Annotated in this window: 18 protein-coding genes, 1 tRNA gene and 1 other RNA gene; 11 read left to right on the top strand and 9 right to left on the bottom strand. The window is 67.7% G+C overall.

What is annotated here, in order from left to right; all coding sequences use genetic code 11:
* Positions 1–1,129, top strand: a 1,129-nt coding sequence (locus KBY71_RS06185) for an FAD-binding oxidoreductase (RefSeq protein ID WP_254928073.1), incomplete at its 5' end; no start/stop codon positions are given.
* Here KBY71_RS06185 and KBY71_RS06180 read toward each other — a convergent pair.
* A complete protein-coding gene (locus KBY71_RS06180) occupies positions 1,056–2,009 on the bottom strand; it encodes an alpha/beta fold hydrolase (RefSeq protein ID WP_396095082.1) in 954 nt (317 codons plus the stop codon). The genes KBY71_RS06185 and KBY71_RS06180 overlap by 74 nt on opposite strands.
* 7 nt (positions 2,010–2,016) lie before the next feature.
* On the opposite strand from KBY71_RS06180, the gene KBY71_RS06175 reads away from it, so the two are divergent.
* A complete protein-coding gene (locus KBY71_RS06175; RefSeq protein ID WP_396095081.1) occupies positions 2,017–2,364 on the top strand; it encodes a hypothetical protein in 348 nt (115 codons plus the stop codon).
* Here the strand turns inward: KBY71_RS06175 and KBY71_RS06170 are convergent.
* Together KBY71_RS06170 and KBY71_RS06165 are read right to left on the bottom strand one after the other, a co-directional pair.
* Positions 2,324–2,899 (bottom strand): isoprenylcysteine carboxylmethyltransferase family protein, encoded by a 576-nt coding sequence (locus KBY71_RS06170; protein WP_254928071.1) that lies wholly within the window; start codon positions 2,897–2,899, stop codon positions 2,324–2,326. The two genes, KBY71_RS06175 and KBY71_RS06170, sit on opposite strands and share 41 nt — an antisense overlap.
* Positions 2,871–4,226 (bottom strand): cation:proton antiporter, encoded by a 1,356-nt coding sequence (locus tag KBY71_RS06165; protein ID WP_254928070.1) that lies wholly within the window; start codon positions 4,224–4,226, stop codon positions 2,871–2,873. Before KBY71_RS06165 ends, KBY71_RS06170 begins: the two co-directional genes overlap by 29 nt.
* A 143-nt stretch (positions 4,227–4,369) precedes the next feature.
* On the opposite strand from KBY71_RS06165, the gene KBY71_RS06160 reads away from it, so the two are divergent.
* Together KBY71_RS06160 and KBY71_RS06155 are read left to right on the top strand one after the other, a co-directional pair.
* Positions 4,370–6,778, top strand: a complete 2,409-nt coding sequence (locus KBY71_RS06160; protein WP_254928069.1) for a phosphoketolase — start codon at positions 4,370–4,372, stop codon at positions 6,776–6,778.
* Positions 6,775–9,297 (top strand): glycogen/starch/alpha-glucan phosphorylase, encoded by a 2,523-nt coding sequence (locus KBY71_RS06155; RefSeq protein ID WP_254928068.1) that lies wholly within the window; start codon positions 6,775–6,777, stop codon positions 9,295–9,297. The genes KBY71_RS06160 and KBY71_RS06155 overlap by 4 nt, the downstream gene beginning before the upstream one ends.
* A gap of 13 nt (positions 9,298–9,310) precedes the next feature.
* On the opposite strand, the gene KBY71_RS06150 is transcribed toward KBY71_RS06155, so the two are convergent.
* From KBY71_RS06150 to KBY71_RS06140, 3 genes are all read right to left on the bottom strand, one after another.
* Positions 9,311–9,796 (bottom strand): hypothetical protein, encoded by a 486-nt coding sequence (locus tag KBY71_RS06150; protein WP_254928067.1) that lies wholly within the window; start codon positions 9,794–9,796, stop codon positions 9,311–9,313.
* Positions 9,797–9,832: 36 nt separating this feature from the next.
* Positions 9,833–10,165: a hypothetical protein gene (locus KBY71_RS06145; RefSeq protein ID WP_190388614.1), complete on the bottom strand. Its 333-nt coding sequence runs from the start codon at positions 10,163–10,165 to the stop codon at positions 9,833–9,835.
* A gap of 117 nt (positions 10,166–10,282) precedes the next feature.
* A tRNA-Arg gene (locus tag KBY71_RS06140) sits at positions 10,283–10,356 on the bottom strand.
* A gap of 23 nt (positions 10,357–10,379) precedes the next feature.
* Between KBY71_RS06140 and rnpB the strand changes: the two genes are divergently transcribed.
* Both rnpB and KBY71_RS06130 read left to right on the top strand, forming a co-directional pair.
* Positions 10,380–10,821, top strand: an RNA gene (rnpB, locus tag KBY71_RS06135) — RNase P RNA component class A.
* A gap of 17 nt (positions 10,822–10,838) precedes the next feature.
* On the top strand, positions 10,839–11,558 hold the full coding sequence (locus tag KBY71_RS06130) for a ribonuclease III family protein (RefSeq protein ID WP_254928066.1): 720 nt from the start codon (positions 10,839–10,841) through the stop codon (positions 11,556–11,558).
* On the opposite strand, the gene KBY71_RS06125 is transcribed toward KBY71_RS06130, so the two are convergent.
* Positions 11,536–11,715, bottom strand: a complete 180-nt coding sequence (locus KBY71_RS06125) for an NAD(P)H dehydrogenase subunit NdhS (RefSeq protein ID WP_190388612.1) — start codon at positions 11,713–11,715, stop codon at positions 11,536–11,538. The genes KBY71_RS06130 and KBY71_RS06125 overlap by 23 nt on opposite strands.
* A 52-nt stretch (positions 11,716–11,767) precedes the next feature.
* Between KBY71_RS06125 and rimM the strand changes: the two genes are divergently transcribed.
* Together rimM and KBY71_RS06115 are read left to right on the top strand one after the other, a co-directional pair.
* Positions 11,768–12,397: a ribosome maturation factor RimM gene (rimM, locus tag KBY71_RS06120; protein ID WP_254928065.1), complete on the top strand. Its 630-nt coding sequence runs from the start codon at positions 11,768–11,770 to the stop codon at positions 12,395–12,397.
* Between the two features lie 195 nt (positions 12,398–12,592).
* Positions 12,593–14,044: a mannose-1-phosphate guanylyltransferase/mannose-6-phosphate isomerase gene (locus KBY71_RS06115; protein ID WP_254928064.1), complete on the top strand. Its 1,452-nt coding sequence runs from the start codon at positions 12,593–12,595 to the stop codon at positions 14,042–14,044.
* On the opposite strand, the gene glmS is transcribed toward KBY71_RS06115, so the two are convergent.
* Positions 14,031–15,968: a glutamine--fructose-6-phosphate transaminase (isomerizing) gene (gene glmS, locus KBY71_RS06110; RefSeq protein WP_254928063.1), complete on the bottom strand. Its 1,938-nt coding sequence runs from the start codon at positions 15,966–15,968 to the stop codon at positions 14,031–14,033. The two genes, KBY71_RS06115 and glmS, sit on opposite strands and share 14 nt — an antisense overlap.
* Before the next feature lie 84 nt (positions 15,969–16,052).
* Complete coding sequence (gene psaC / locus KBY71_RS06105; RefSeq protein WP_006042515.1) at positions 16,053–16,298, bottom strand: photosystem I iron-sulfur center protein PsaC; 246 nt, start codon at positions 16,296–16,298, stop codon at positions 16,053–16,055.
* Between the two features lie 145 nt (positions 16,299–16,443).
* On the opposite strand from psaC, the gene acpP reads away from it, so the two are divergent.
* The 3 genes from acpP to tkt are packed head-to-tail and all read left to right on the top strand — an operon-like array spanning position 16,444 to position 19,983.
* The gene (gene acpP, locus KBY71_RS06100; RefSeq protein ID WP_190388608.1) at positions 16,444–16,686 is read left to right on the top strand and encodes an acyl carrier protein; all 243 of its coding nucleotides are present in this window, start codon (positions 16,444–16,446) and stop codon (positions 16,684–16,686) included.
* Between the two features lie 8 nt (positions 16,687–16,694).
* Positions 16,695–17,942, top strand: a complete 1,248-nt coding sequence (fabF, locus tag KBY71_RS06095) for a beta-ketoacyl-ACP synthase II (protein ID WP_254928062.1) — start codon at positions 16,695–16,697, stop codon at positions 17,940–17,942.
* Positions 17,943–17,976: 34 nt separating this feature from the next.
* On the top strand, positions 17,977–19,983 hold the full coding sequence (tkt, locus tag KBY71_RS06090; RefSeq protein WP_254928061.1) for a transketolase: 2,007 nt from the start codon (positions 17,977–17,979) through the stop codon (positions 19,981–19,983).
* Positions 19,984–20,061 lie beyond the last annotated feature (78 nt).

Raw genomic sequence — 20,061 nt, 5'->3', positions numbered from 1 at the left:
GCACCGGCAGGCCACGCCGTGGCAACCCGCTGGCCTGGGCAGCCGCCTGAGCTGGGGTCCGCCCGTGGCCGCCGGCAGCAGCACAGTGAGCTGCCGCCAGCTGGGCGGCATCGTCGAGCACAACCCCGGTGATTTCACCGTCACCGTGCAGGCCGGCACACCACTGGTGGAGTTGCAGGCGGAGCTGGCCCACCACCGGCAGTGGTTGGCCCTCGACTGGCCCTGGGGCAGCGGCCCCAGCGGAGAAGCCAGCGGCAGCCTGGGCGGTCTGGTGGCCCGGGGCCTGGCCGGCGGCCTGCGCCAGCGCTATTTGGGCGTGCGAGACCAGCTGATCGGCATCGAGCTGATCCGGGCCGACGGCGTCCGCGCCCGGGCCGGCGGCAAGGTGGTGAAAAATGTGGCCGGCTATGACCTGATGCGCCTGTTCACGGGCAGCTGGGGCTCCCTCGGCCTGATCACCAGCGTCACCCTGCGCACCCTGCCGGTGCCCCCCCAACGGCGGGGCCTCTGGCTCAGCGGCTCGCTGGAGGGCCTGGGTCAACTGGCCAGTTGGCTGTTGGGTTCGAGCCTCAGTCCGGAGCGGGTCGACTGGTGGCACGGCGGCGACGACGACCCCAGTTCCGGGCTGCTGATCAGCCTGGCCAGCATCAACGCCCGCACCCTCGACGAGCAGATCGCCTGCATCGCCGCCCAGGCCTCCCCCTTCGGCATCTCAGCCCAGCCCCTGGAGCCGGCCGAGCTCAACGCCCGGGTGGCCCGCGGCCGGGGCCCGGGCCCGGAAGCGAGCGACTGGCTGCTGCGCCTGGCGGTGCGCCCCCACCAGGCCCCCGCCCTGCTGGCGGAACCCGCCCTGGCCGGCCTGCCGGTGAGCCTGAGCGCCGGCAGCGGGCTGGGCACCACCTGGGCCTCCACAGCCGAGCTGCCCCCGTACCGGGTGGAAGCCTTACGGCGCACCTGCCAGCAGGGGGGCGGCTATCTCACCGTGCTGCGCCAACCCCCTGGCAGCCAACTGCCCGCCTGGCTGGATGCGCCATCCAGGCCCATGATCGAAGCCATCAAGCGGCAGTTCGATCCGGGCCAGCAGCTGGCACGAGGTCGGCTGCCGGGCGTGCAACCGCGGCCGCACTGAGGCCGTCAATCCACTCCAGCAGGGCCGCGTTCACCTGATCGGGCACCTCATCGTGGGGGCAGTGGCCCGCCTCCAGCACCACCTCGGTGGTGGCGGCAGGGGCATGGCGCTGGAAGGCGGCCCGCCGGCCAGCTGCATTGATCCAGGGATCGCGGATGCCCCAGAGCAGCAACAGCGGGCAAGTCAACTGGGCAAACAGCGCATCGAGGGGCTGGCCGCGAGGAATATCGAAAACGGTCCGAAACACGCCAAACGCCCCGGGATCCAGGGACGGCCGCCGAATCGCCTCCACCAGGGCGTCGTCGACGTTGGTCTTGTCGATGTACACCTGATTGAGGGTGCGGCGGATCGTGGCGGGACGGCGCAGATTTTCGAACAGCAACCGCTGCAGCACCGGACTCTTCAGCAGGGCGCCACCAATCGTCTGACGGGTGATCGCCCCCCAGCCCTTGGGGGGGGCCTGCTCATCGCTGAACGGGCCTGCCGCATTCAGCAGCACCACCCCGGCCGCGAGGTCGCCCAGGGCCACCCCGGCCGCCAGGGCCGAAAAGCCGCCGAGGGAATTGCCCGCCAGCACCGTGGGGCGGCCGATCCGCTCGCTCACGTAGGCGGCCAGCTGGTCGCGCCAGAGGGCGCCGCCGTAGGCCAGCTCGGCGGGCTTGGCACTGCGGCCAAAGCCCAGCAGATCGATGGCGTGCACCTCATGGCGCTGGGCCAGCACCGGGATGTTGTGGCGCCAATGGTCGGTGGAGGCGCCAAAACCATGCACCAGCAGGATGGCCGGCCCTTCGGGCTGGGCCGGTGCCGCCGTCACGGCATGAACGGCATGGCCGGCGTAGCTCCAGGGCTGGGGATCAGGCAGGGAAGCCACCACGCGCATTGCCAGGGTGGTCGATGCTAGGGAGATCCGCGGCGCCCCATTGCCCCTCACCAGCCCCGACTGGAGCCCTTTCCTGCCGGGGGTCGCCCTGTGGGCCCTGGCGCTCTACCTGCCCCTGAGCGGACCGCTCGGGCGGCTGGAGGAGGCCCTGGCAACGGGCCCCCTGCCAGGAGCGGCCCAACAGCTGGTGCTGGTGCTCAGCAGCCTGCTGCTGGCCCTGGCCATTGGCGTACTGGCCGACCTGGCCCTGAGCTGGGCCCTTGGCCCCGACTGGGCCAGCAGCCTCGGCCTGATCGCCGCCGGCTGGGGCCTGTTCACAGCCCTCGCCAGTCGAGCCAGGGAAGACGGGGAATGATCGCCGGCGTCCGCAGGCGATAGGCGGCGTAGTCGGGGTGCAGGGCCGCCAGGGCCCGCTCCTCGCGGCGCGCCTTGCCCCCCAACACGGCACAGAGCGCCAGCAACAGGGCGAGATGCAACAGGCTGCCCAGGGCCAGGGTCACCCCCAGGGAACACAGCAGCACGGCCTGATAGAGGGGATGGCGGCAGCGGCCGTAGGCGCCGCTGACCACCAGCGGGGCACCGGGAATGGGATCGGGCAGGGGCGTGAGGCTGGAGCCCAGCCCCCAGAACGCCTGGGCCGCCAAACCCAGCCCCACGAGAAACAGCACGGCACCGCCGAGGGCCAGCGGCAGGGGCCAGGCGTAGCCCCAGGCCCCGGGAGCCGGCCAGGGGGGCAGCAGGTGGGCGGCGATCAGGGCCAACTGGGCCATCAGCCACCACTCCCCATGGCGGTTGTCGAACCAGCCGCCCCAGCTCAGGCCCCAGCGCCTCGGGATGTTGGCCAAGGCCGTACGGGAAAACTCAGGTTGGAATTTCGGCGAGCGGGTCAAGGTCGGGCCCTCCAGTACTGCCACCCAGCACCAGTCTGAGCAGGATCGGGGCCAGGAAGGTGGTGCCGATCACCATCAGCAGGATGGCGGCCTCCAGGGGTTTGGTGAGCAGGCCCGCCTGGGTGCCCAGCCCCAGGAAAATCAGGCCCACCTCACCACGGGGCATCATCCCCAGACCCACCACCAGGCGGTTGGTCTTTTGCTTGCTGACATAGCTCCAGCCGGCGGCCACCTTGCCGGCAATGGCCACGATGAGCAGGAACGCGGCCACGATCAGTCCTTCCCTGTTCTCCGGGTTGAAGGGATTGAGCACCGACAGGTCCATGCCGGTGCCGATCAGCACGAAGAAAATCGTGGCAAACAGGGCCACCAAGGGCTTGACCGTGTCCTGAATCGCGTGGGTGTGCTTGGAGGCACTGAGGATCAGACCCGCCGCAAAGGCCCCCAGGGCCGCCTCCAGGCCGATGGCCTGGGCCACGAAACAGCACAGGGACAGCACCACGAAGGCGGCCACCACCACCTCTCCGGGGGCCTTGAGCTGATCCAGCACCCAGTCGAAGGCGGGCGCGGCCGTGCGGCTCAGGAACAGGGCCGCTGCCACGAACACCCCGGCAGCAGCCACCAGCTTGAGGATCGGCCCCGCACTGAAGCCCTCGCCGCCGGCCAGGCTCACCACCACGGCCAGGATCACGATGCCCAGGATGTCGTCGAGCACGGCGGCGCCAATCACCGTCTGGCCTTCGCGGGTGCGCAGAAACTTCAGCTCGCCGAACACGCTGGCCGTGATGCCGATGCTCGTGGCCGTCATCGCCGCCCCGGCGAAAATCGCCGGGATCAGCGGCACGTGGAAGAGGTAATAGAGCCCAGCGGTACCCAAGGCGAAGGGGAGCACCACGCCGGTGACGGCCACGGTGGTGGCCTGGGCACCCACCGCCACCAGCTCATCGAGCTCGCTTTCGAGGCCGGTGAGAAACAACAGGGCAAACAGGCCGATCTGGGACACGGCCTGCAGATTCGGGAAGGTTTCGGCGTAGATCTCCTGCACCGCCTGCGGGGAGAGATCGGCCAGGGAACTGAGCAGACCCAAGCCCCAGCCACTCATCTGGGCCTGGGTTTCCGGCGGCACGATCAGATGCAGGCCGGACACGCCGATCAGCACCCCAGCCACCAGCTCCCCCAGGATGGTGGGCAGCTGGACCCGGACCATCAGCTCAGCCAGGATCCGGGCCGCGACAAAGATCACCAGGAATTCCCCCACCGAGATGAGGGTTTCGGCGACCTCCACCTGATGGCTGCCGATTTCAAGCAGAAGCGCTGGCAGGACCATGGCGGCAGGGGGCGCAGCAGGGCAGTCGGGGGCTGACCCTAAAGGGGCGCCCGCGACGTGTTCGGATCCTGATCTCTATGCGGGCAGCTGGGTTGGGTGTGGCAGCCGTCGCTACGGTCTGAATCCTGGATTCATGGCAAGGGATGGCGGCAGGGCTGGAGCAGCTGGACGCCTGGTGGCGGGCCGCCAACTACCTCGCCGTGGGGATGATCTATCTGCAGGACAACCCCCTGCTGGCGGAACCGCTGCAGCCGGAGCACATCAAGAACCGACTGCTCGGCCACTGGGGCTCCAGCCCGGGCCAGGCCTTCATCTGGGCCCATGCCAACCGGATGATTCGGGCCCATGACCTGAACATGATCTACCTCTCGGGGCCGGGGCACGGCGCTCCGGGGGTGCTGGCCCCCACCTACCTGGACGGCTCCTACAGCGAGGTGTATCCCGATAAATCCCAGGATGCCGCGGGGATGGGGCGCTTCCTGCGGCAGTTTTCGTTTCCGGGGCACATCGGCAGCCACTGCACTCCGGAAACCCCCGGCTCGATCCATGAAGGCGGTGAACTGGGCTACGTGCTGTCCCACGCCTGCGGGGCGGTGTTCGACAACCCCTCCCTGATTGCCCTGGCCTGCGTCGGTGACGGCGAGGCCGAAACCGGTCCGCTGGCCACCAGCTGGCACATCAACAAATTCCTCAACCCGATCGGCGACGGGGCGGTGCTGCCGGTGCTGCACCTGAACGGCTACAAGATCGCCAACCCCACCCTGCTGGCCCGCATCCCCAAAGCCGAACTGGCCAGCCTGTTGCGCGGCTACGGCTGGGAACCCCTGTTCGTGGAGGGCAGCGAGCCGATGGCGATGCATGCCGCCATGGCGGAGGCCATGGACCAGGCCATCGGCCGCATTCAGGCCATCCAGACGGAAGCGCGCCACAGTGCCGACCCCACCAGCGTGAGCCGGCCGGCCTGGCCGATGATCGTGCTGCGCTCTCCGAAGGGCTGGACCGGCCCCACCGCGCTGAACGGCAAAAAACTCGAGGGCTTCTGGCGCAGCCACCAGGTGCCCCTGCCCGATCCCCGCCACGACCCGGCCCAACGGCAACAGCTGGAGGCCTGGCTGAAGAGCTATCGCCCCTGGGAGCTGTTCGACGCCAACGGCACCCTGGTGCCTGAACTGCAGGCCCTCTCCCCCCAGGGCCCGCGGCGAATGGGCTCCAACCCCCACGCCAACGGCGGCCTGCTGCGGCGCAAGCTGCATCTGCCCCCCTGCAGCGCCTACGCCGTGGCGGTGCCGTCCCCGGGCCAGGTGGAGTTCGAGAACACGGCGGCCCTGGGGGAACTGCTGCGCGATGCCATCGAGCACAACCCCGATTCGGTGCGCGTGTTCGGCCCGGATGAAACCGCCTCCAACCGGTTGCAGGCCATCTACGCCCGCAGCAAGAAGGTGTGGATGGAGGAGTTCCTTCCCGAAGACCTGGACGGCGGCGAACTGGCCCGCAAGGGCCGGGTGGTGGAGATGCTCAGCGAACACACCCTGGTGGGAATGATGGAGGGCTACCTGCTCACCGGCCGCCACGGCTTCTTCCACACCTACGAGGCCTTTGCCCATGTGATCGCCTCGATGTTCAACCAGCACGCCAAGTGGCTGGAGAGCTGCATCCACCACGCCCCCTGGCGCGCCCCCATCTCCCCCTGGAACTGCCTGATCAGCTCCACCGTGTGGCGGCAGGACCACAACGGCTTCACCCACCAGGACCCCGGCTTCATCGACCTGGCCGGCAACAAGAGCGGCGAGGTGGTGCGGGTGTACCTGCCCGCCGATGCCAACTGCCTGCTGGCGGTGGCCGAACAGGCCCTGATCGAGCCGAACGTCTGCAACATCATCGTCAGCGACAAGCAGAAGCACCTCCAATACCTGACCCTGGAGGAGGCCCGCGCCCATGTGGCCAAGGGCATCGGCCTGTGGAGCTGGGCGTCCAACGACCACAGCGGCACCGAAGCCGACGAACCGGACGTGGTGATGGCCTGCGCCGGCGACATCCCCACCAAGGAGGTGCTGGCGGCCGTTGAGATCCTGCGCCGCGAGATCCCCAAGCTCAAGATCCGGGTGCTGAATGTGGTGAAGCTGTTCGCCCTCACCCAGCCCAGTGAGCACCCCCACGGCTTGAGCGACCGCGACTTCGATTCCCTGTTCACCACCGACCGGCCAGTGATCTTCAACTTCCACGGTTACCCGTGGCTGATCCACCGCCTCACCTACCGCCGCACCAACCACGCCAACTTCCATGTGCGCGGCTACAAGGAGAAAGGGAACATCAACACGCCGCTGGAGCTGGCGATGAACAACCAGATCGACCGCTTCAACCTGGTGATCGATGTGATCGACCGGGTTCCGGGGTTGGGATCCCGGGCAGCCCATGTGAAGGAGCGGATGAAGGAAGCGATCCTCACCAACCGCGCCCATGCCCATGAACACGGCATGGATGCCCCCGAAGTGACCAACTGGCGCTGGAATCCGGGCCTTGCCGAGGCCGATGACCGAGGATTGGCAGCATGAGCGACCCGCAACCCAGCAACCTGCGCCTGCCCACCCCGGGCTGCTACGCGGACCCCGACCGCAGTGGACTGACGGCCGACGACGTGTTCGACGGCATGACCGAGCACCTCTTCTACACGCTCGGCAAGCTCGCCCCCACGGCCAGCCGCCACGACCTCTACATGGCGCTCAGCTACGCCGTGCGCGACCGGCTGATGACCCGCTACCTGGCCGGCATCGAAGCCCTGCGGGCCACCCCCACCCGGGCGGTGGCCTACCTCTCGGCCGAATTCCTGATCGGCCCCCAGCTGGGCAACAACCTGCTGATGCTCGGCATCCAGCAGGAGGCCGCTGAGGCCCTACGGCGCTTCGGCATCAACGACATCAACGAGATCCTCGACGTCGAAGAGGAGCCCGGCCTGGGCAATGGCGGCCTGGGGCGGCTGGCCGCCTGTTTCCTCGAATCCCTGGCCTCCCTGGAGATCCCCGCCACCGGCTATGGGATCCGCTACGAATTCGGCATCTTCGACCAGCTGATCCGCGACGGCTGGCAGGTGGAAATCACCGACAAGTGGCTCAAGAGCGGTTGGCCGTGGGAGCTGCCCCACCCGGACCAGGCCTGCTTCGTGGGTTTCGGCGGACGCACCGAGAGCTACCGCGACGAGCACGGCACCTACCGGGTGCGCTGGATCCCCGAAGAGCACGCCATCGGCATCCCCCACGACGTGCCGGTTCTGGGCTATCGGGTGAACACCTGCGACCGGCTTCGCCTGTGGCGGGCCGACGCCACCGAGTCCTTCGACTTCTACGCCTTCAACATCGGCGACTACTACGGAGCCGTGGAGGAGAAGGTGGGTTCGGAAACCCTCTCCAAGGTGCTCTACCCGAACGACGGCACCGATGAGGGCCGTCGCCTGCGCCTCAAGCAGCAGCACTTCTTCGTGAGCTGCTCCCTGCAGGACATGATCCGCAACCTCGATGCGCGCGGCATTCCGATCACCGAGTTTCCCGATCACTGGGCCGTCCAACTCAACGACACCCACCCGGCCATCGCCGTCGCCGAGCTGATGCGGTTGCTGCTCGATGACAAACACCTCGAGTGGGACGCGGCTTGGAGCATCACCAGCCGCTCCTTGGCCTACACCAACCACACCCTGCTGCCGGAGGCGCTGGAGAAGTGGGGTCTGGGGCTGTTCGGCTCCCTCCTGCCCCGGCATCTGGAGCTGATTTACGAGATCAACCGCCGTTTCCTGCAGCAGGTGCGTCTCAAGTACCCAGGCAACGAACAGATCCTGCGCAAGGTCTCGATCATCGACGAGGACGGCGGCAAGGCGGTGCGCATGGCCAACCTGGCCACCGTGGCGTCCCACCACGTCAATGGCGTGGCCGCCCTGCACAGCGAACTGGTCAAAACCGAGCTCTTCCCAGAATTCGCGGCTCTATGGCCCGAGAAGTTCACCAACGTCACCAACGGCGTCACCCCCCGGCGCTGGGTTGGCCTGGCCAATCCCAAGCTGTCTGCGCTGCTGAATGAATCGATCGGGGAAGGTTGGATCAACCGGCTCGATGAGCTGCGCAAACTCGAGCAGTTTGTGGATGACAGCAGCTTCCTGGAGCGCTGGCAGGCCACAAAACTGACGGTGAAAGGGCAACTGAGCCATTACATCCACCGCCATACCGGTGTCCTGGTCGATCCGGCCTCCCTGTTCGACGTGCAGGTGAAGCGGATCCACGAATACAAGCGCCAGCACCTCAATGCGCTCCAGGTGGTGGCCCAGTACCTGCGCATCAAGAACGGCCAGGCCGACGGCATGGCTCCCCGCACGGTGATCTTCGGCGGCAAGGCAGCGCCCGGCTACTACATGGCCAAACTGATCATCCGTTTCATCAACGGCATCGCCGAAACGATCAACGCCGACCCCGACATGGACGGGCGGCTACGGGTGATCTTCCTGGCCGACTACAACGTGAAGCTGGGCGAGCGGGTCTATCCCGCCTCCGACCTCTCCGAGCAGATCTCCACCGCCGGCAAGGAGGCCTCGGGCACCGGCAACATGAAATTCGCCATGAACGGGGCCCTCACCATCGGCACCCTCGATGGCGCCAATGTGGAGATCCGCGAGCAGGTGGGCGCCGAGAATTTCTTCCTGTTCGGCAAGACCGCAGAAGAAATCTCCAGCCTGCACAACGCGGGCTATCGCCCCTGGGAGCTGATCGGCGCCATGCCGGAGCTGGCCGAAATCCTGCGGCTGGTGGAGCAAGGCCATTTCAGCAACGGCGACGGCGACCTGTTCCGCCCCCTGCTGCAGAACCTCACGGGCCGCGATCCCTTCTTCGTGCTGGCCGATTTCAACGACTATCTGCGGGCCCAAGCCGAGGTGGACCGCACCTGGGCCGACCGGGGCCGCTGGAACCGGATGTCCCTGCTCAATTCAGCCCGCAGCGGCTTCTTCTCCTCCGATCGGTCCATCCGGGAATACGCCGAGCGCATCTGGAAGGCCGAGAGCTTCCCGGTGACCATCACCTGCGAGCTGGACTGACCAGGGAGATGGTCTAACCGGGCAGGTCCGGGGTCTGGTGGAGCAGACGGTTGAGTCGCAGGCGATCGGCGTTGAGGGGATCGGGGGCCAGTTCACCCGCCACCTCACGGAACTTCTGCTCTACCTCTTCCGGCACCCGCACATCGAAGATGCGCTCCATCAGGGCCTCGATCGAGAACAGATGGGCGTTGATGTTTTCCAGATCGGCCATGGCCTGCTGCACGGCATCGGGCTCAGCGGCCTGATCACTGGACTGATTGGCCCCAGCCCCAGCCGCCGAGACCGCAGGAGCCGGATTGGCGGAGTTGGCCGCCGACTCAGCCGCCTCCTGTTGCTTCTGGAGCTCTTCCATCACCCTGCCCGCCAGGGTGCGGAAGGATTGCAGCGCAGCCCAATTGAGCTCCTGCTGCTGGCGCAGGGTGGGATTTTCGCGGATCAGCCGGTCGTGTTCCCGATAGAACCGCTGGCAATCAGGGCATTGGCAGGGCTCTTCGGGCACCGCATTCCCTTGGGTTGTCAAATCCCATCATGGCACTCATGCCGCCAGGGGGCCCTGGTCGCGCTGGTCTTCGCTGAAATCGTCGGCGTCGCCACTGGCCGCCGGCAGCGGAATCTCGATCGACGTGACCACGTTGATCACATCGCGCAGCCGCATCGAATCGGCAAACCAGCCCATGGCCTGTTCCGTGTCCCCGCGGCGCTCCGCATCGGTGGCCTGCTCCTCATGGGCCTCGGCCAGCAGGGCCAGCCAGCACAGGCAGCGGGCCTGCACCACCGAGAGATCCAGCTCATCGGGTTGGCTGTCGGCGATGCGCTCGCTCTCCTGCTGCACCAGCAGACGCAGACGCAGATCATGAAGCTGGGTCATCGCGGTCAGACGACTGGGACCACGCTAGCCCCGGTGGCCCGAATGGGAAGACCACTACCGGTAGCGCTCGCTACGCCCCAGGCCCCTGGTGCGCCCCGACACCACCACGGGGAAGAACGGGGCTGGCGGGACTCGAACCCACGACCTACGGTTTAGGAAACCGTCGCTCTATCCGGCTGAGCTACAGCCCCCTGGCGGTTCATTATGGAACCCGAAAGCAGGCGAGGTGATCGCGATCAGGGTCGAAGTCCATCTGGGAGTCGCTCTTCGGAACGGTTCTCGAGACCAGCTTCGGCGCCTGGTTGAGGAAAGTCCGGGCTCCCCAATGGCCAGGCCTGCTGGGTAACGCCCAGTGCGGGCGACCGTGAGGACAGTGCCACAGAAACACACCGCCGATGGCCCCGCTTCCGCTTCGGTGGAGGAGAGCACAGGTAAGGGTGCAAGGGTGCGGTAAGAGCGCACCAGCAGCATCGAGAGGTGCTGGCTCGGTAAACCCCGGCTGGGAGCAAGGCCCAGGGACAACGGTTGGCCATGACACCCGTCCCGCTTCAAGTGCGCCGCTCGAGGCCGCCGGTAACGGCGGTCCCAGACAGATGATCACCCCCCGCCGGCTCGCTGGTGGGAGAACAGAACCCGGCTTACGTCCTGCTTTCACCCTTTTCTCCAGCCCGCCATGCGGCCCGAACGCCACCAGCAGTTGGTTGCCTTCCTGCGGTCCCTGGACCTGGAGCCCGGCAACCGCGATCTCGCCCCGATCGAGGAGGCCCTCACCCACACGTCCGCCGGGCGCCCGATCAACCACGAGCGGCTGGAGTTTCTGGGCGATGCCGTGCTGCGCCTGGCGGCGGCCGAATTCCTGCAGCAGTACCACCCCGACCTCAGCGTGGGGCGCTGCTCGGCCCTGCGGGCCCAGCTGGTGAGCGACCGCTGGTTGGCGGAGCTGGGAGAGCGCTGCGGCATCGAAGCCCTGCTGCACCTGGGTCCGATGGCCAGCGGCGACCGCGCCGGCCGGGCCACCGTGCGGGCCGAATGCTGTGAGGCCCTGCTGGGCGGTCTCTATGAGGCCTGGGGCGCGGGCGAAGGAGGCCTGGCGCCGGTACACCGCTGGCTTACCCCCCACTGGCAGCGCAGCAGCGTCGAGCTGCTGGCCGATCCCGACCGCCACAACTGGAAGTCGGCCCTGCAGGAATGGAGCCAGGGTGAAGGCCTGGGATTGCCCAGCTACCGCTGCCAGGAGTGCAGCCGGGTGCATGCCGACCCGCGCCGCTTCCGCTGCACGGTGGAGCTCAGCGGCCACGCCAGCCACATCGGCTGGGGACCCTCCCGGCGCAGTGCGGAACAGGAAGCCGCCAGGGCAGCCCTGGCTGCCGTCAGACCTGCTCCAGGGTCCTGAGCGGCATGGTCACCAACTTGTCCCAGTTGCCGCCTTCGAACAACACTGCGGCCTGCTGGCCGCTGATCCGCTGCACGAAGCCGCGGTAGCCGTTGTAAATGGAGCGGCCGTCTCGCACCACCACGGTGGAGCCCGGCAGGATCGGCAGGTCGGCCATGGTTGAGGCGAGGCGTGGCGCCATTATCGGGGGGCGAGGGAGTGCGCCGCCCATGGCTGATCCAACACCGATCGAGGGCCCGCCGGATGACCTGCTGGTGGTGGGCAAGGTGGTGGCGGCCCAGGGCCTGAAAGGGGAACTGCGGATCCTGCCCCTGAGCGATTTCCCGGAGCGCTTCACCCGGGCCGGCCACCGCTGGCTGCAGCGGCGCGACGAGACGCCGCGGGTGGTGGAGCTGCGGGGTGGCAGGCAACTGCCCGGCAAGGAGCTGTTTGTGGTGCGGCTGGCCGCCGTCGACAGCCGCGAGGCGGCCGAAGCCCTGGTGGGCGAGCAGCTGCTGGTGCGCGCCAGCGACCGCCCCAAACTCGCCCGGGGGGAATTTCATCTGCTGGATCTGGTGGGGACGGAAGTGCGGCTGCTGGAGACGCAGGAGCCGATCGGGCGGGTCTGCGATCTGATGCATGCCGGCAACGACCTGCTGGAGGTGGAACAGGACACGCCGAACGGCCCGCGCCGGATCCTGATCCCCTTTGTGAACGCCATCGTGCCGGAAGTGCACCTGGCCGAAGGTTGGATCGGCATCACCCCCCCGCCCGGACTGCTGGAACTGGGGATGGGCCCGGAGACAAGCCGAGCGGAGCCAACCCGAACGTTGCTCGACGAACCTTTGTCGACGCATTGACCTGAACGCGCTGGCCTGGTCCCACCCCTCGTGGTCCAACCCTCCTTGATTCCGTACAGCCCGTACAGAGTCATGGAGGGTTGGCACATCGCCTGAGCTACCAGCGTTGGACACAAAACAAGCAGCAGCCTGAGCGGAGGCAAACCGGGCACTCAACTGCTGGAATGGCGTGAGGCCTCACTTTCACCCCGCGCGATGACAAGTCTTGTACCGGTGATCCTGTGCGGCGGCACCGGCACCCGGCTGTGGCCGCTGTCGCGGGCGAGTTACCCCAAGCAGTACTGGGCCCTGGCCGGCCGGGGCGAAGACACCCTGCTGCAACAGACCCAGCAGCGCCTGGAAGGCTTGCCGGGCCTGGCCCCACCCCTTTTGATCTGCAACGAAGACCACCGCTTCATCGTGGCGGAGCAGATGCGCCAGATCGGCGTGGAGCCGGCCGCCATCCTGCTGGAGCCGATCGGCCGCAACACCGCCCCGGCGGTGGCGGTGGCGGCCCTGCAGGCCACCGCCCAGGGCAACGATCCGCTGCTGCTGGTGCTGGCGGCCGACCATGTGATCCGGGATGCGGCGGCCTTCCGCGCCACCGTCATCGCTGGAGCAGCGGCGGCCGAGGCCGGCCAGCTGGTGACCTTCGGGATCGTGCCCACGGCCCCGGAGACGGGCTACGGCTACATCGAGGCGGCCCAGGCATTGGCAGCGGCCAGCGCCCCGGTGCCGATCGCCCGGTTTGTGGAAAAGCCCGATCGGGCCACCGCCGAAGCCTTCCTGGCCACCGGCCGCTTCACCTGGAACAGCGGCATGTTCCTGTTCAAGGCCAGCGCCATCCTGGCGGAGCTGGAGCGGTTGGCCCCAGAGGTGGTGAGCGCCTGCCGGGCCGCCCTGGAACAGGACAGCGCCGATCTGGATTTCCTGCGGCTGGAGCGGGAAGCCTTTGCCGGCTGCCCGAACGTGGCCCTCGACGTGGCCGTGATGGAGCGCACCGACCGCGGCGCCGTGCTGCCCCTGGAGGCGGGCTGGAGCGATGTGGGCAGCTGGAGCGCCCTGTGGGAAACGGCCGATCAGGACGCCCAGGGCAACGTGCTGCGGGGCCGGGTGATCCATGAGGACGCTCGCAACTGCTATCTGCGCAGCGAACACCGCCTGGTGGTGGGTCTGGGCGTGGAGGATCTGGTGGTGGTGGAAACGGACGACGTGGTGCTGGTGGCCCACCGCGACCGGGCCCAGGACGTGAAGCGCATCGTCGGGCTGCTGGAGGAGGAGGGCGCACCCGAAAGCAAGGCCCACCGCAAGATCTACCGCCCCTGGGGCTCCTACGACGGCGTCACCGAGGGGGAGCGCTGGCAGGTCAAGCGGATCGTGGTCAACCCCGGCGCCAGCCTGTCGCTGCAGATGCACCACCACCGCGCCGAGCACTGGATCGTGGTGCAGGGCACCGCGGTGGTGGACAAGGACGGGCACCAGGAGCTGGTGGGCGAAAACCAGAGCACCTACATCCCCCTGGGCTGCCGCCACCGCCTCTCCAACCCCGGCAAAATCCCGGTGGAACTGATCGAAGTGCAGAGCGGGCCCTACCTGGGCGAAGACGACATCGTGCGCTTCGAAGACCGCTATGGCCGCAGCGACAGCGTCGCCGCTACTCGACCGTGACGCTCTTGGCCAGATTGCGGGGCTGATCCACATCCAAGCCCCGGTGGGCAGCAATGTGATAGCTCAGCAGCTGCATCGGGATCACCGTCAGCAGCGGGCTGAGGAGCTCGTCCACCACCGGCACGGGAAGGAGGGTGTCAAACAGCTCGGCATCTGGGCAGTCGGGGGCCACCCCGATCAACTGGGCGTCGCGCGCCTTGGCCTCCTGGGCGTTGCTGAGCACCTTGTCGAACACCGTGCCAGGCACCGCGATCGACACCACCGGCACCTTGGCGTCGAGCAGGGCGATCGGGCCGTGCTTCATCTCGCCGGCCGGGTAGCCCTCGGCGTGGATGTAGCTGATCTCCTTGAGCTTGAGGGCCCCCTCTAGGGCAATCGGGAAGTTGATGCCTCGGCCCAGGAAGATCACGTCCTGGGTGCCCTCGAAGTGGTGGGCCAGGGCGGCACAGCGCTGGTCGTGGTCGGCCACCAGGGCTTCGAGCTGCTGGGGCAGCAGGCGCAGCTGGGCCACCAGGGCCTTGAGCTCCTCACGGCTCCGGCCCGAGCTGCCGCCCCCCTGGCGCTGGCCCACCCGCCGCTCGGCAAAGGCCAGGGCCAGGGCGTAGAAGGCCAGCAGCTGGCCCAGGAACGTCTTGGTGGCCGCCACACCCACCTCGATGCCGGCACCGATGTCGAGGATGTGATCGACCATCCGCGCCAGGGAGCTCTCCGGGCGGTTGGTGATCCCGAGCAGCCGCGGCGCATAGGCCGGATCGGCCACCAGCTGGCGCCGCTCCTGCTCCATCGCCAGGGCCGCCAGGGTGTCCGCGGTTTCCCCCGACTGGGTGACCCCGATCGTGAGGGTGTGGGGCGACAGCGGCGGGGGCGCATAGCGGAACTCACTGGCGTAGAAGACGCTCGTGGAGATGCCCGCCAGCTGCTCGAGCAGATAGGCCCCCACCTGAGCGGCATGGCGGCTGGTGCCGCAGGCCAGGATCTGAATGCGCTCCACCCCCTCAAACACCTCCGCCGCCAGGGGCAGGGCCACCAGGGGGCTGGCCTGACCCGCCACGGCCTCGGGCAGGTGGCGGGCCACCCACAGGGCCGCCGTCTCGGGCTGCTCGTGGATCTCCTTGAGCATGAAGTGGCGGAAGCTGCGCTTGTCCGCCACGTGTTCGGTGCCGCTCAGCAGGCTGGGGCTGCGCTGCACCCGTTCCCCGCCGGCGTCATAGAGCTCGATGCCCAGGGGCGTGAGCAGGGCCACCTCGCCGTCTTCCATCGGCAGGATCGTGCGGGTGAAACCCGCCAGGGCCGGGGTGTCACTGGCACACAGAAACTCCCCCTCGCCCAAGCCGATCAACAGGGGCGCCGCCTTACGGGCCACCACCAGGGCTCCGGGCACCTCGGCCCACACCACCGCCAGGGCATAGGCCCCCTGGAGCAGGGGCAACACCTGCTGCACCGCCTCCAACAACAGGCCGCCGCTGGGCCTACGACCCTCCGCCGTGAACCGCGCCAGCTGCCGCGCCAGCAGATGGGGGATCACCTCCGTGTCCGTCTCGGAACGGAACACCACGCCTTCAGCCTGCAGCTCCTCTCGCAGCGTGCGGAAGTTCTCGATGATGCCGTTCTGCACCACCGCCACCTGACCGCTGCCATCGAGGTGGGGGTGGGCGTTGCGCTCCTCCGGCTTGCCGTGGGTGGCCCAGCGGGTGTGGCCGATGCCGCAGTGACCCGGGGCACCCTGGGCGTCAAACCGCGCCGTGAGGTTCACCAGCTTGCCCTCGGCCTTGAGGCAATGGAGCCGGCCCGGCCCCTGGCCGGCTTCGGCGTCCACCGTGGCGATGCCGGCGGAGTCGTAGCCCCGGTATTCGAGCTGGCGCAAGCCCTCCAGCAGCTGGGGAGCCGCCTCTCGGGATCCAATCAGGGCAACGATGCCGCACATAGGCCAGGGCCGGCGAAGGGCGCAAAAAAAGCCCGGCGAGGGGCCGGGCCTGAGCTTATTGGCAGTAAAGCCGAAGAATCGAACTCAGTAGGAGAGACCCATGGAGCGGCTGGTCTCGTCGCCCAAGTACACCCGGATGCTGAGGAAGTCGGTAGGGCAAGCGGTTTCGCAGCGCTTGCAGCCCACGCAGTCTTCGGTGCGAGGCGACGAGGCGATCTGACCGGCCTTGCAGCCGTCCCAGGGCACCATCTCGAGGACATCGAGGGGGCAGGCACGCACGCACTGGGTGCAGCCAATGCAGGTGTCGTAGATCTTGACGGCGTGGGACATGGTCCAGTGACGGACGGCGTGGAGCCCAACGTACCCAAAGCCCTCCGACCCGAACGGAGCCTCCCCGCAGCCCGTCACCCTTGTTCATACGCCGGGGGGTGTCCTGCGGGGTGACCCGTAGAGTGCGTCGACTCTCACAGCGGCCATGTCCCAGGAAGCGATCTTCGAGAAAGTGCGCTCGATCGTTGCCGAGCAGCTCAGCGTTGATGCCGGGGAAGTGAAGCCCGAATCCAACTTCCAGAACGATCTGGGCGCCGACTCCCTCGACACCGTCGAACTGGTGATGGCCCTGGAAGAGGCCTTCGACATCGAAATTCCGGACGAGGCCGCCGAAGGCATCACCACCGTGGGTGACGCCGTCAAGTTCATCCAGGACAAGCAGGCCTGAGCCACCCCATGGTGCAGGGTCTCCAGCGCGTCGTCGTCACCGGCCTCGGCGCGGTCACACCGATTGGCAATGACGTTTCCAGCTACTGGGAAGGTCTGAGTACGGCACGCAATGGCGTGGCGGGGATCACCCTGTTTGACGCCAGCCGCCACGCCTGTCGCTTTGCCGCCGAGGTCAAGGACTTCGACCCCTCAGGTTGGCTGGAGCCCAAGGAATCCAAGCGCTGGGACCGGTTCTGCCAGTTTGGTGTGGTGGCCGCCAAGCAGGCCGTGATCCATGCCGGCCTCACCATTGATGAGACCAACCAGCATCGGGTCGGCACCGCCATCGGCTCCGGCGTCGGCGGTCTGCTGATGATGGAAACCCAGGCCCACGTGCTGAAGGATCGGGGCCCCGATCGGGTCAGCCCGTTCTGCGTGCCGATGATGATCCCCAACATGGCCACCGGCCTGGCGGCGATCGCCCTCGGTGCCAAAGGGCCCAGCAGTGCCGTGGCTACGGCCTGCGCGGCCGGGTCCAATGCCATCGGTGATGCCTACCGCCTGATCCAGCTGGGCCTGGCTGACGTGATGGTGGCCGGCGGGGCTGAGTCAGCGATCACCCCCCTGGGGGTCGCCGGTTTTGCCAGTGCCAAGGCCCTGTCCTTCCGCAACGACGATCCCACCACCGCCAGCCGTCCCTTTGATGCGGAGCGCAACGGCTTCGTGATCGGCGAAGGCTCCGGGGTGCTGGTGCTCGAAAGCCTGGACCACGCCAAGGCCCGGGGAGCCCAGATCCTGGCTGAGGTGGTGGGCTACGGCATGACCTGCGACGCCCACCACATCACCTCCCCCTCGCCGGGGGGGATCGGTGGTGCCGAAGCCATGCGCCTGGCCCTCAGGGATGCCCAGCTCGAGCCCGAGGCCGTGGATTACGTCAACGCCCACGGCACCAGCACCCAGGCCAACGACAGCAACGAGACCTCCGCCATCAAGAGCGCGCTCGGTGAGCGGGCCTACCGGATTCCGGTGAGTTCCACCAAGTCGATGACCGGCCACCTCCTCGGAGGCAGCGGCGGCATCGAGGCCGTCGCTGCGGTCCTGGCGATGGAGCACAACCTCGTTCCGCCTACCATCAATTACCAAAATCCGGATCCCGCCTGTGATCTGGATGTGGTTCCCAACCAGGCCAGGGAACACACCCTCAACGTGGTGCTCTCCAACTCCTTCGGGTTTGGCGGTCACAACGTCTGCCTGGCGTTCCGCCGTATGGCGTGACCCTCCCACTCCCTAACCCGTACCTGCCATAGCCATGGTCGTCGCTCCCTCCACATCCGTCGAATCGCTCTGCGTCAACAGCATCCGCTTCCTGGCCATCGACGCGATCAACAAGTCGAACTCCGGCCACCCGGGGCTGCCCATGGGCTGCGCACCGATGGCGTTCGCGCTGTGGGACAGGGTGCTCCAGCACAACCCCAGGAACCCCAAGTGGTTCAACCGCGACCGCTTCGTGCTGTCTGCGGGCCACGGCTGCATGCTGCTGTATGCGCTGCTGCACCTCACGGGCTACGACTCGGTGACCCTGGACGACATCAAGGAGTTCCGCCAGTGGGGCAGCCGTACCCCAGGTCACCCCGAAACCTTTGAAACCCCAGGCGTTGAGGTCACCACCGGCCCCCTGGGTCAGGGCATCTCCAACGCCGTGGGTCTGGCCATCGCCGAAGCCCACCTGGCCGCCAAATTCAACAAGCCCGGCTGTGAGCTCGTCGATCACTACACCTACGTGATCATGGGCGACGGCTGCAACCAGGAGGGTGTGAGCGGTGAGGCCGCCTCCCTGGCCGGCCACTTGGGCCTGGGCAAGCTGATCGCCCTCTACGACGACAACCACATCACCATCGACGGCAACACCGCCGTGTCCTTCACCGAGGACGTGATGAAGCGCTATGAGGCCTACGGCTGGCATGTCCAGCACGTGGCGGATGGCAACACGGACGTGGAGGGCATTGCCCGGGCGATTGAGGCCGCCAAGGCCGTCACCGACAAGCCCAGCCTGATCAAGGTGACCACCACCATCGGCTATGGCTCCCCCAACAAGGCCAACACCGCCGGCGTCCACGGCGCGGCCCTCGGCGCCGATGAGGCCGAACTGACCCGCAAGGCCCTCGATTGGAGCTACGGCCCCTTCGAAGTCCCCCAGGACGCCTACGACCACTGGCGCCAGGCGATCAGCCGCGGTGAAGCTCTGGAATCGGCCTGGAACGCCACCCTGGCCACCTACCGCAGCCAGTACCCCGCCGAAGCCGCCGAATTCGAGCGCCAGCTCCGCGGTGAACTGCCCCAGGGCTGGGATGCCTCCCTGCCCAGCTTCAGCCCCGAAGACAAGGGCCTGGCCACCCGCCAGCACTCCTACAACGCCCTGAATGCCTTCGGCCCCAACCTGCCCGAGCTGATCGGCGGCTCCGCCGACCTCACCCACTCCAACCTCACCGACATCAAGGGAGAAGCCAGCTTCCAGAAGGGCGGGGAAGCCAACCGCTACCTGCACTTCGGGGTGCGCGAGCACGCCATGGCCGCGATCATGAACGGCATCGCGTACCACGGCAGCGGCCTGATCCCCTACGGCGGCACCTTCCTGGTGTTCGCCGGCTACATGATTGGTGCCATGCGTCTGTCGGCCCTGAGCGAGCTGGGCTGCATCTACGTGCTCACCCACGACTCGATCGGCCTGGGCGAAGACGGCCCCACCCACCAGCCGGTGGAAACCCTCGCCAACCTGCGCGCCATCCCCAACCTGCTGGTGATCCGCCCCGGTGACGGCAACGAGACCATGGGCGCCTACCAGGTGGCCGTCACCAACCGCAAGCGCCCCACGGTGCTCGCCCTCAGCCGCCAGGCCATGGCCAACCAGCCCGGTTCGGCCGCGGCCCATGTGGCCAAGGGCGGCTACATCCTGGAAGACAGCAACGGCAGCCCCGATCTGATCCTGATCGGCACCGGCACCGAGCTCGAGCTCTGCACCAAGGCCGCCGCCCAGCTGCGCGCTGAGGGCAAGAACGTGCGCGTGGTCTCGATGCCCTGCATCGAGCTGTTCGAAGAACAGGACGCCGCCTACCGGGAGAGCGTGCTGCCCGCCGCCTGCCGCAAGCGCGTCGTGGTGGAAGCCTCCAGCAGCTTCGGCTGGCACAAGTTCACCGGCTTCGACGGCGACACCGTCTCGATCGACCGCTTCGGTGCCTCGGCCCCCGGCCCGGTCTGCCTGGAGAAATTCGGCTTCACCGTCGACAACGTGGTGGCCAAGGCCAAGGCCCTGGGCTGAATCGCCTAGCTGGCCTGCCGATTGGCAGACCACTCCCTCCTTGCCCCGCCAAATTGGCGGGGCTTTTTGTTGGCGTCA

This window comes from Cyanobium sp. T1B-Tous (assembly GCF_024345475.1).
Lineage (GTDB): Bacteria > Cyanobacteriota > Cyanobacteriia > PCC-6307 > Cyanobiaceae > Cyanobium_A.
The sequence above is the reverse complement of the archived record's forward strand: the minus strand, read 5'-3'. Positions and strand labels throughout refer to the sequence as shown.

What these genes read in the sequence shown, in the direction of transcription:
- KBY71_RS06180 (WP_396095082.1), bottom strand. Translation starts at nt 2,009, where the DNA reads ATGCGCGTGGTGGCTTCCCTGCCTGATCCCCAGCCCTGGAGCTACGCC.
- KBY71_RS06165 (WP_254928070.1), bottom strand. Translation starts at nt 4,226, where the DNA reads ATGGTCCTGCCAGCGCTTCTGCTTGAAATCGGCAGCCATCAGGTGGAG.
- KBY71_RS06160 (WP_254928069.1), top strand. Translation starts at nt 4,370, where the DNA reads ATGGCGGCAGGGCTGGAGCAGCTGGACGCCTGGTGGCGGGCCGCCAAC.
- KBY71_RS06155 (WP_254928068.1), top strand. Translation starts at nt 6,775, where the DNA reads ATGAGCGACCCGCAACCCAGCAACCTGCGCCTGCCCACCCCGGGCTGC.
- KBY71_RS06145 (WP_190388614.1), bottom strand. Translation starts at nt 10,165, where the DNA reads ATGACCCAGCTTCATGATCTGCGTCTGCGTCTGCTGGTGCAGCAGGAG.
- KBY71_RS06130 (WP_254928066.1), top strand. Translation starts at nt 10,839, where the DNA reads ATGCGGCCCGAACGCCACCAGCAGTTGGTTGCCTTCCTGCGGTCCCTG.
- KBY71_RS06125 (WP_190388612.1), bottom strand. Translation starts at nt 11,715, where the DNA reads ATGGCCGACCTGCCGATCCTGCCGGGCTCCACCGTGGTGGTGCGAGAC.
- rimM (WP_254928065.1), top strand. Translation starts at nt 11,768, where the DNA reads ATGGCTGATCCAACACCGATCGAGGGCCCGCCGGATGACCTGCTGGTG.
- KBY71_RS06115 (WP_254928064.1), top strand. Translation starts at nt 12,593, where the DNA reads ATGACAAGTCTTGTACCGGTGATCCTGTGCGGCGGCACCGGCACCCGG.
- glmS (WP_254928063.1), bottom strand. Translation starts at nt 15,968, where the DNA reads ATGTGCGGCATCGTTGCCCTGATTGGATCCCGAGAGGCGGCTCCCCAG.
- psaC (WP_006042515.1), bottom strand. Translation starts at nt 16,298, where the DNA reads ATGTCCCACGCCGTCAAGATCTACGACACCTGCATTGGCTGCACCCAG.
- acpP (WP_190388608.1), top strand. Translation starts at nt 16,444, where the DNA reads ATGTCCCAGGAAGCGATCTTCGAGAAAGTGCGCTCGATCGTTGCCGAG.
- fabF (WP_254928062.1), top strand. Translation starts at nt 16,695, where the DNA reads ATGGTGCAGGGTCTCCAGCGCGTCGTCGTCACCGGCCTCGGCGCGGTC.
- tkt (WP_254928061.1), top strand. Translation starts at nt 17,977, where the DNA reads ATGGTCGTCGCTCCCTCCACATCCGTCGAATCGCTCTGCGTCAACAGC.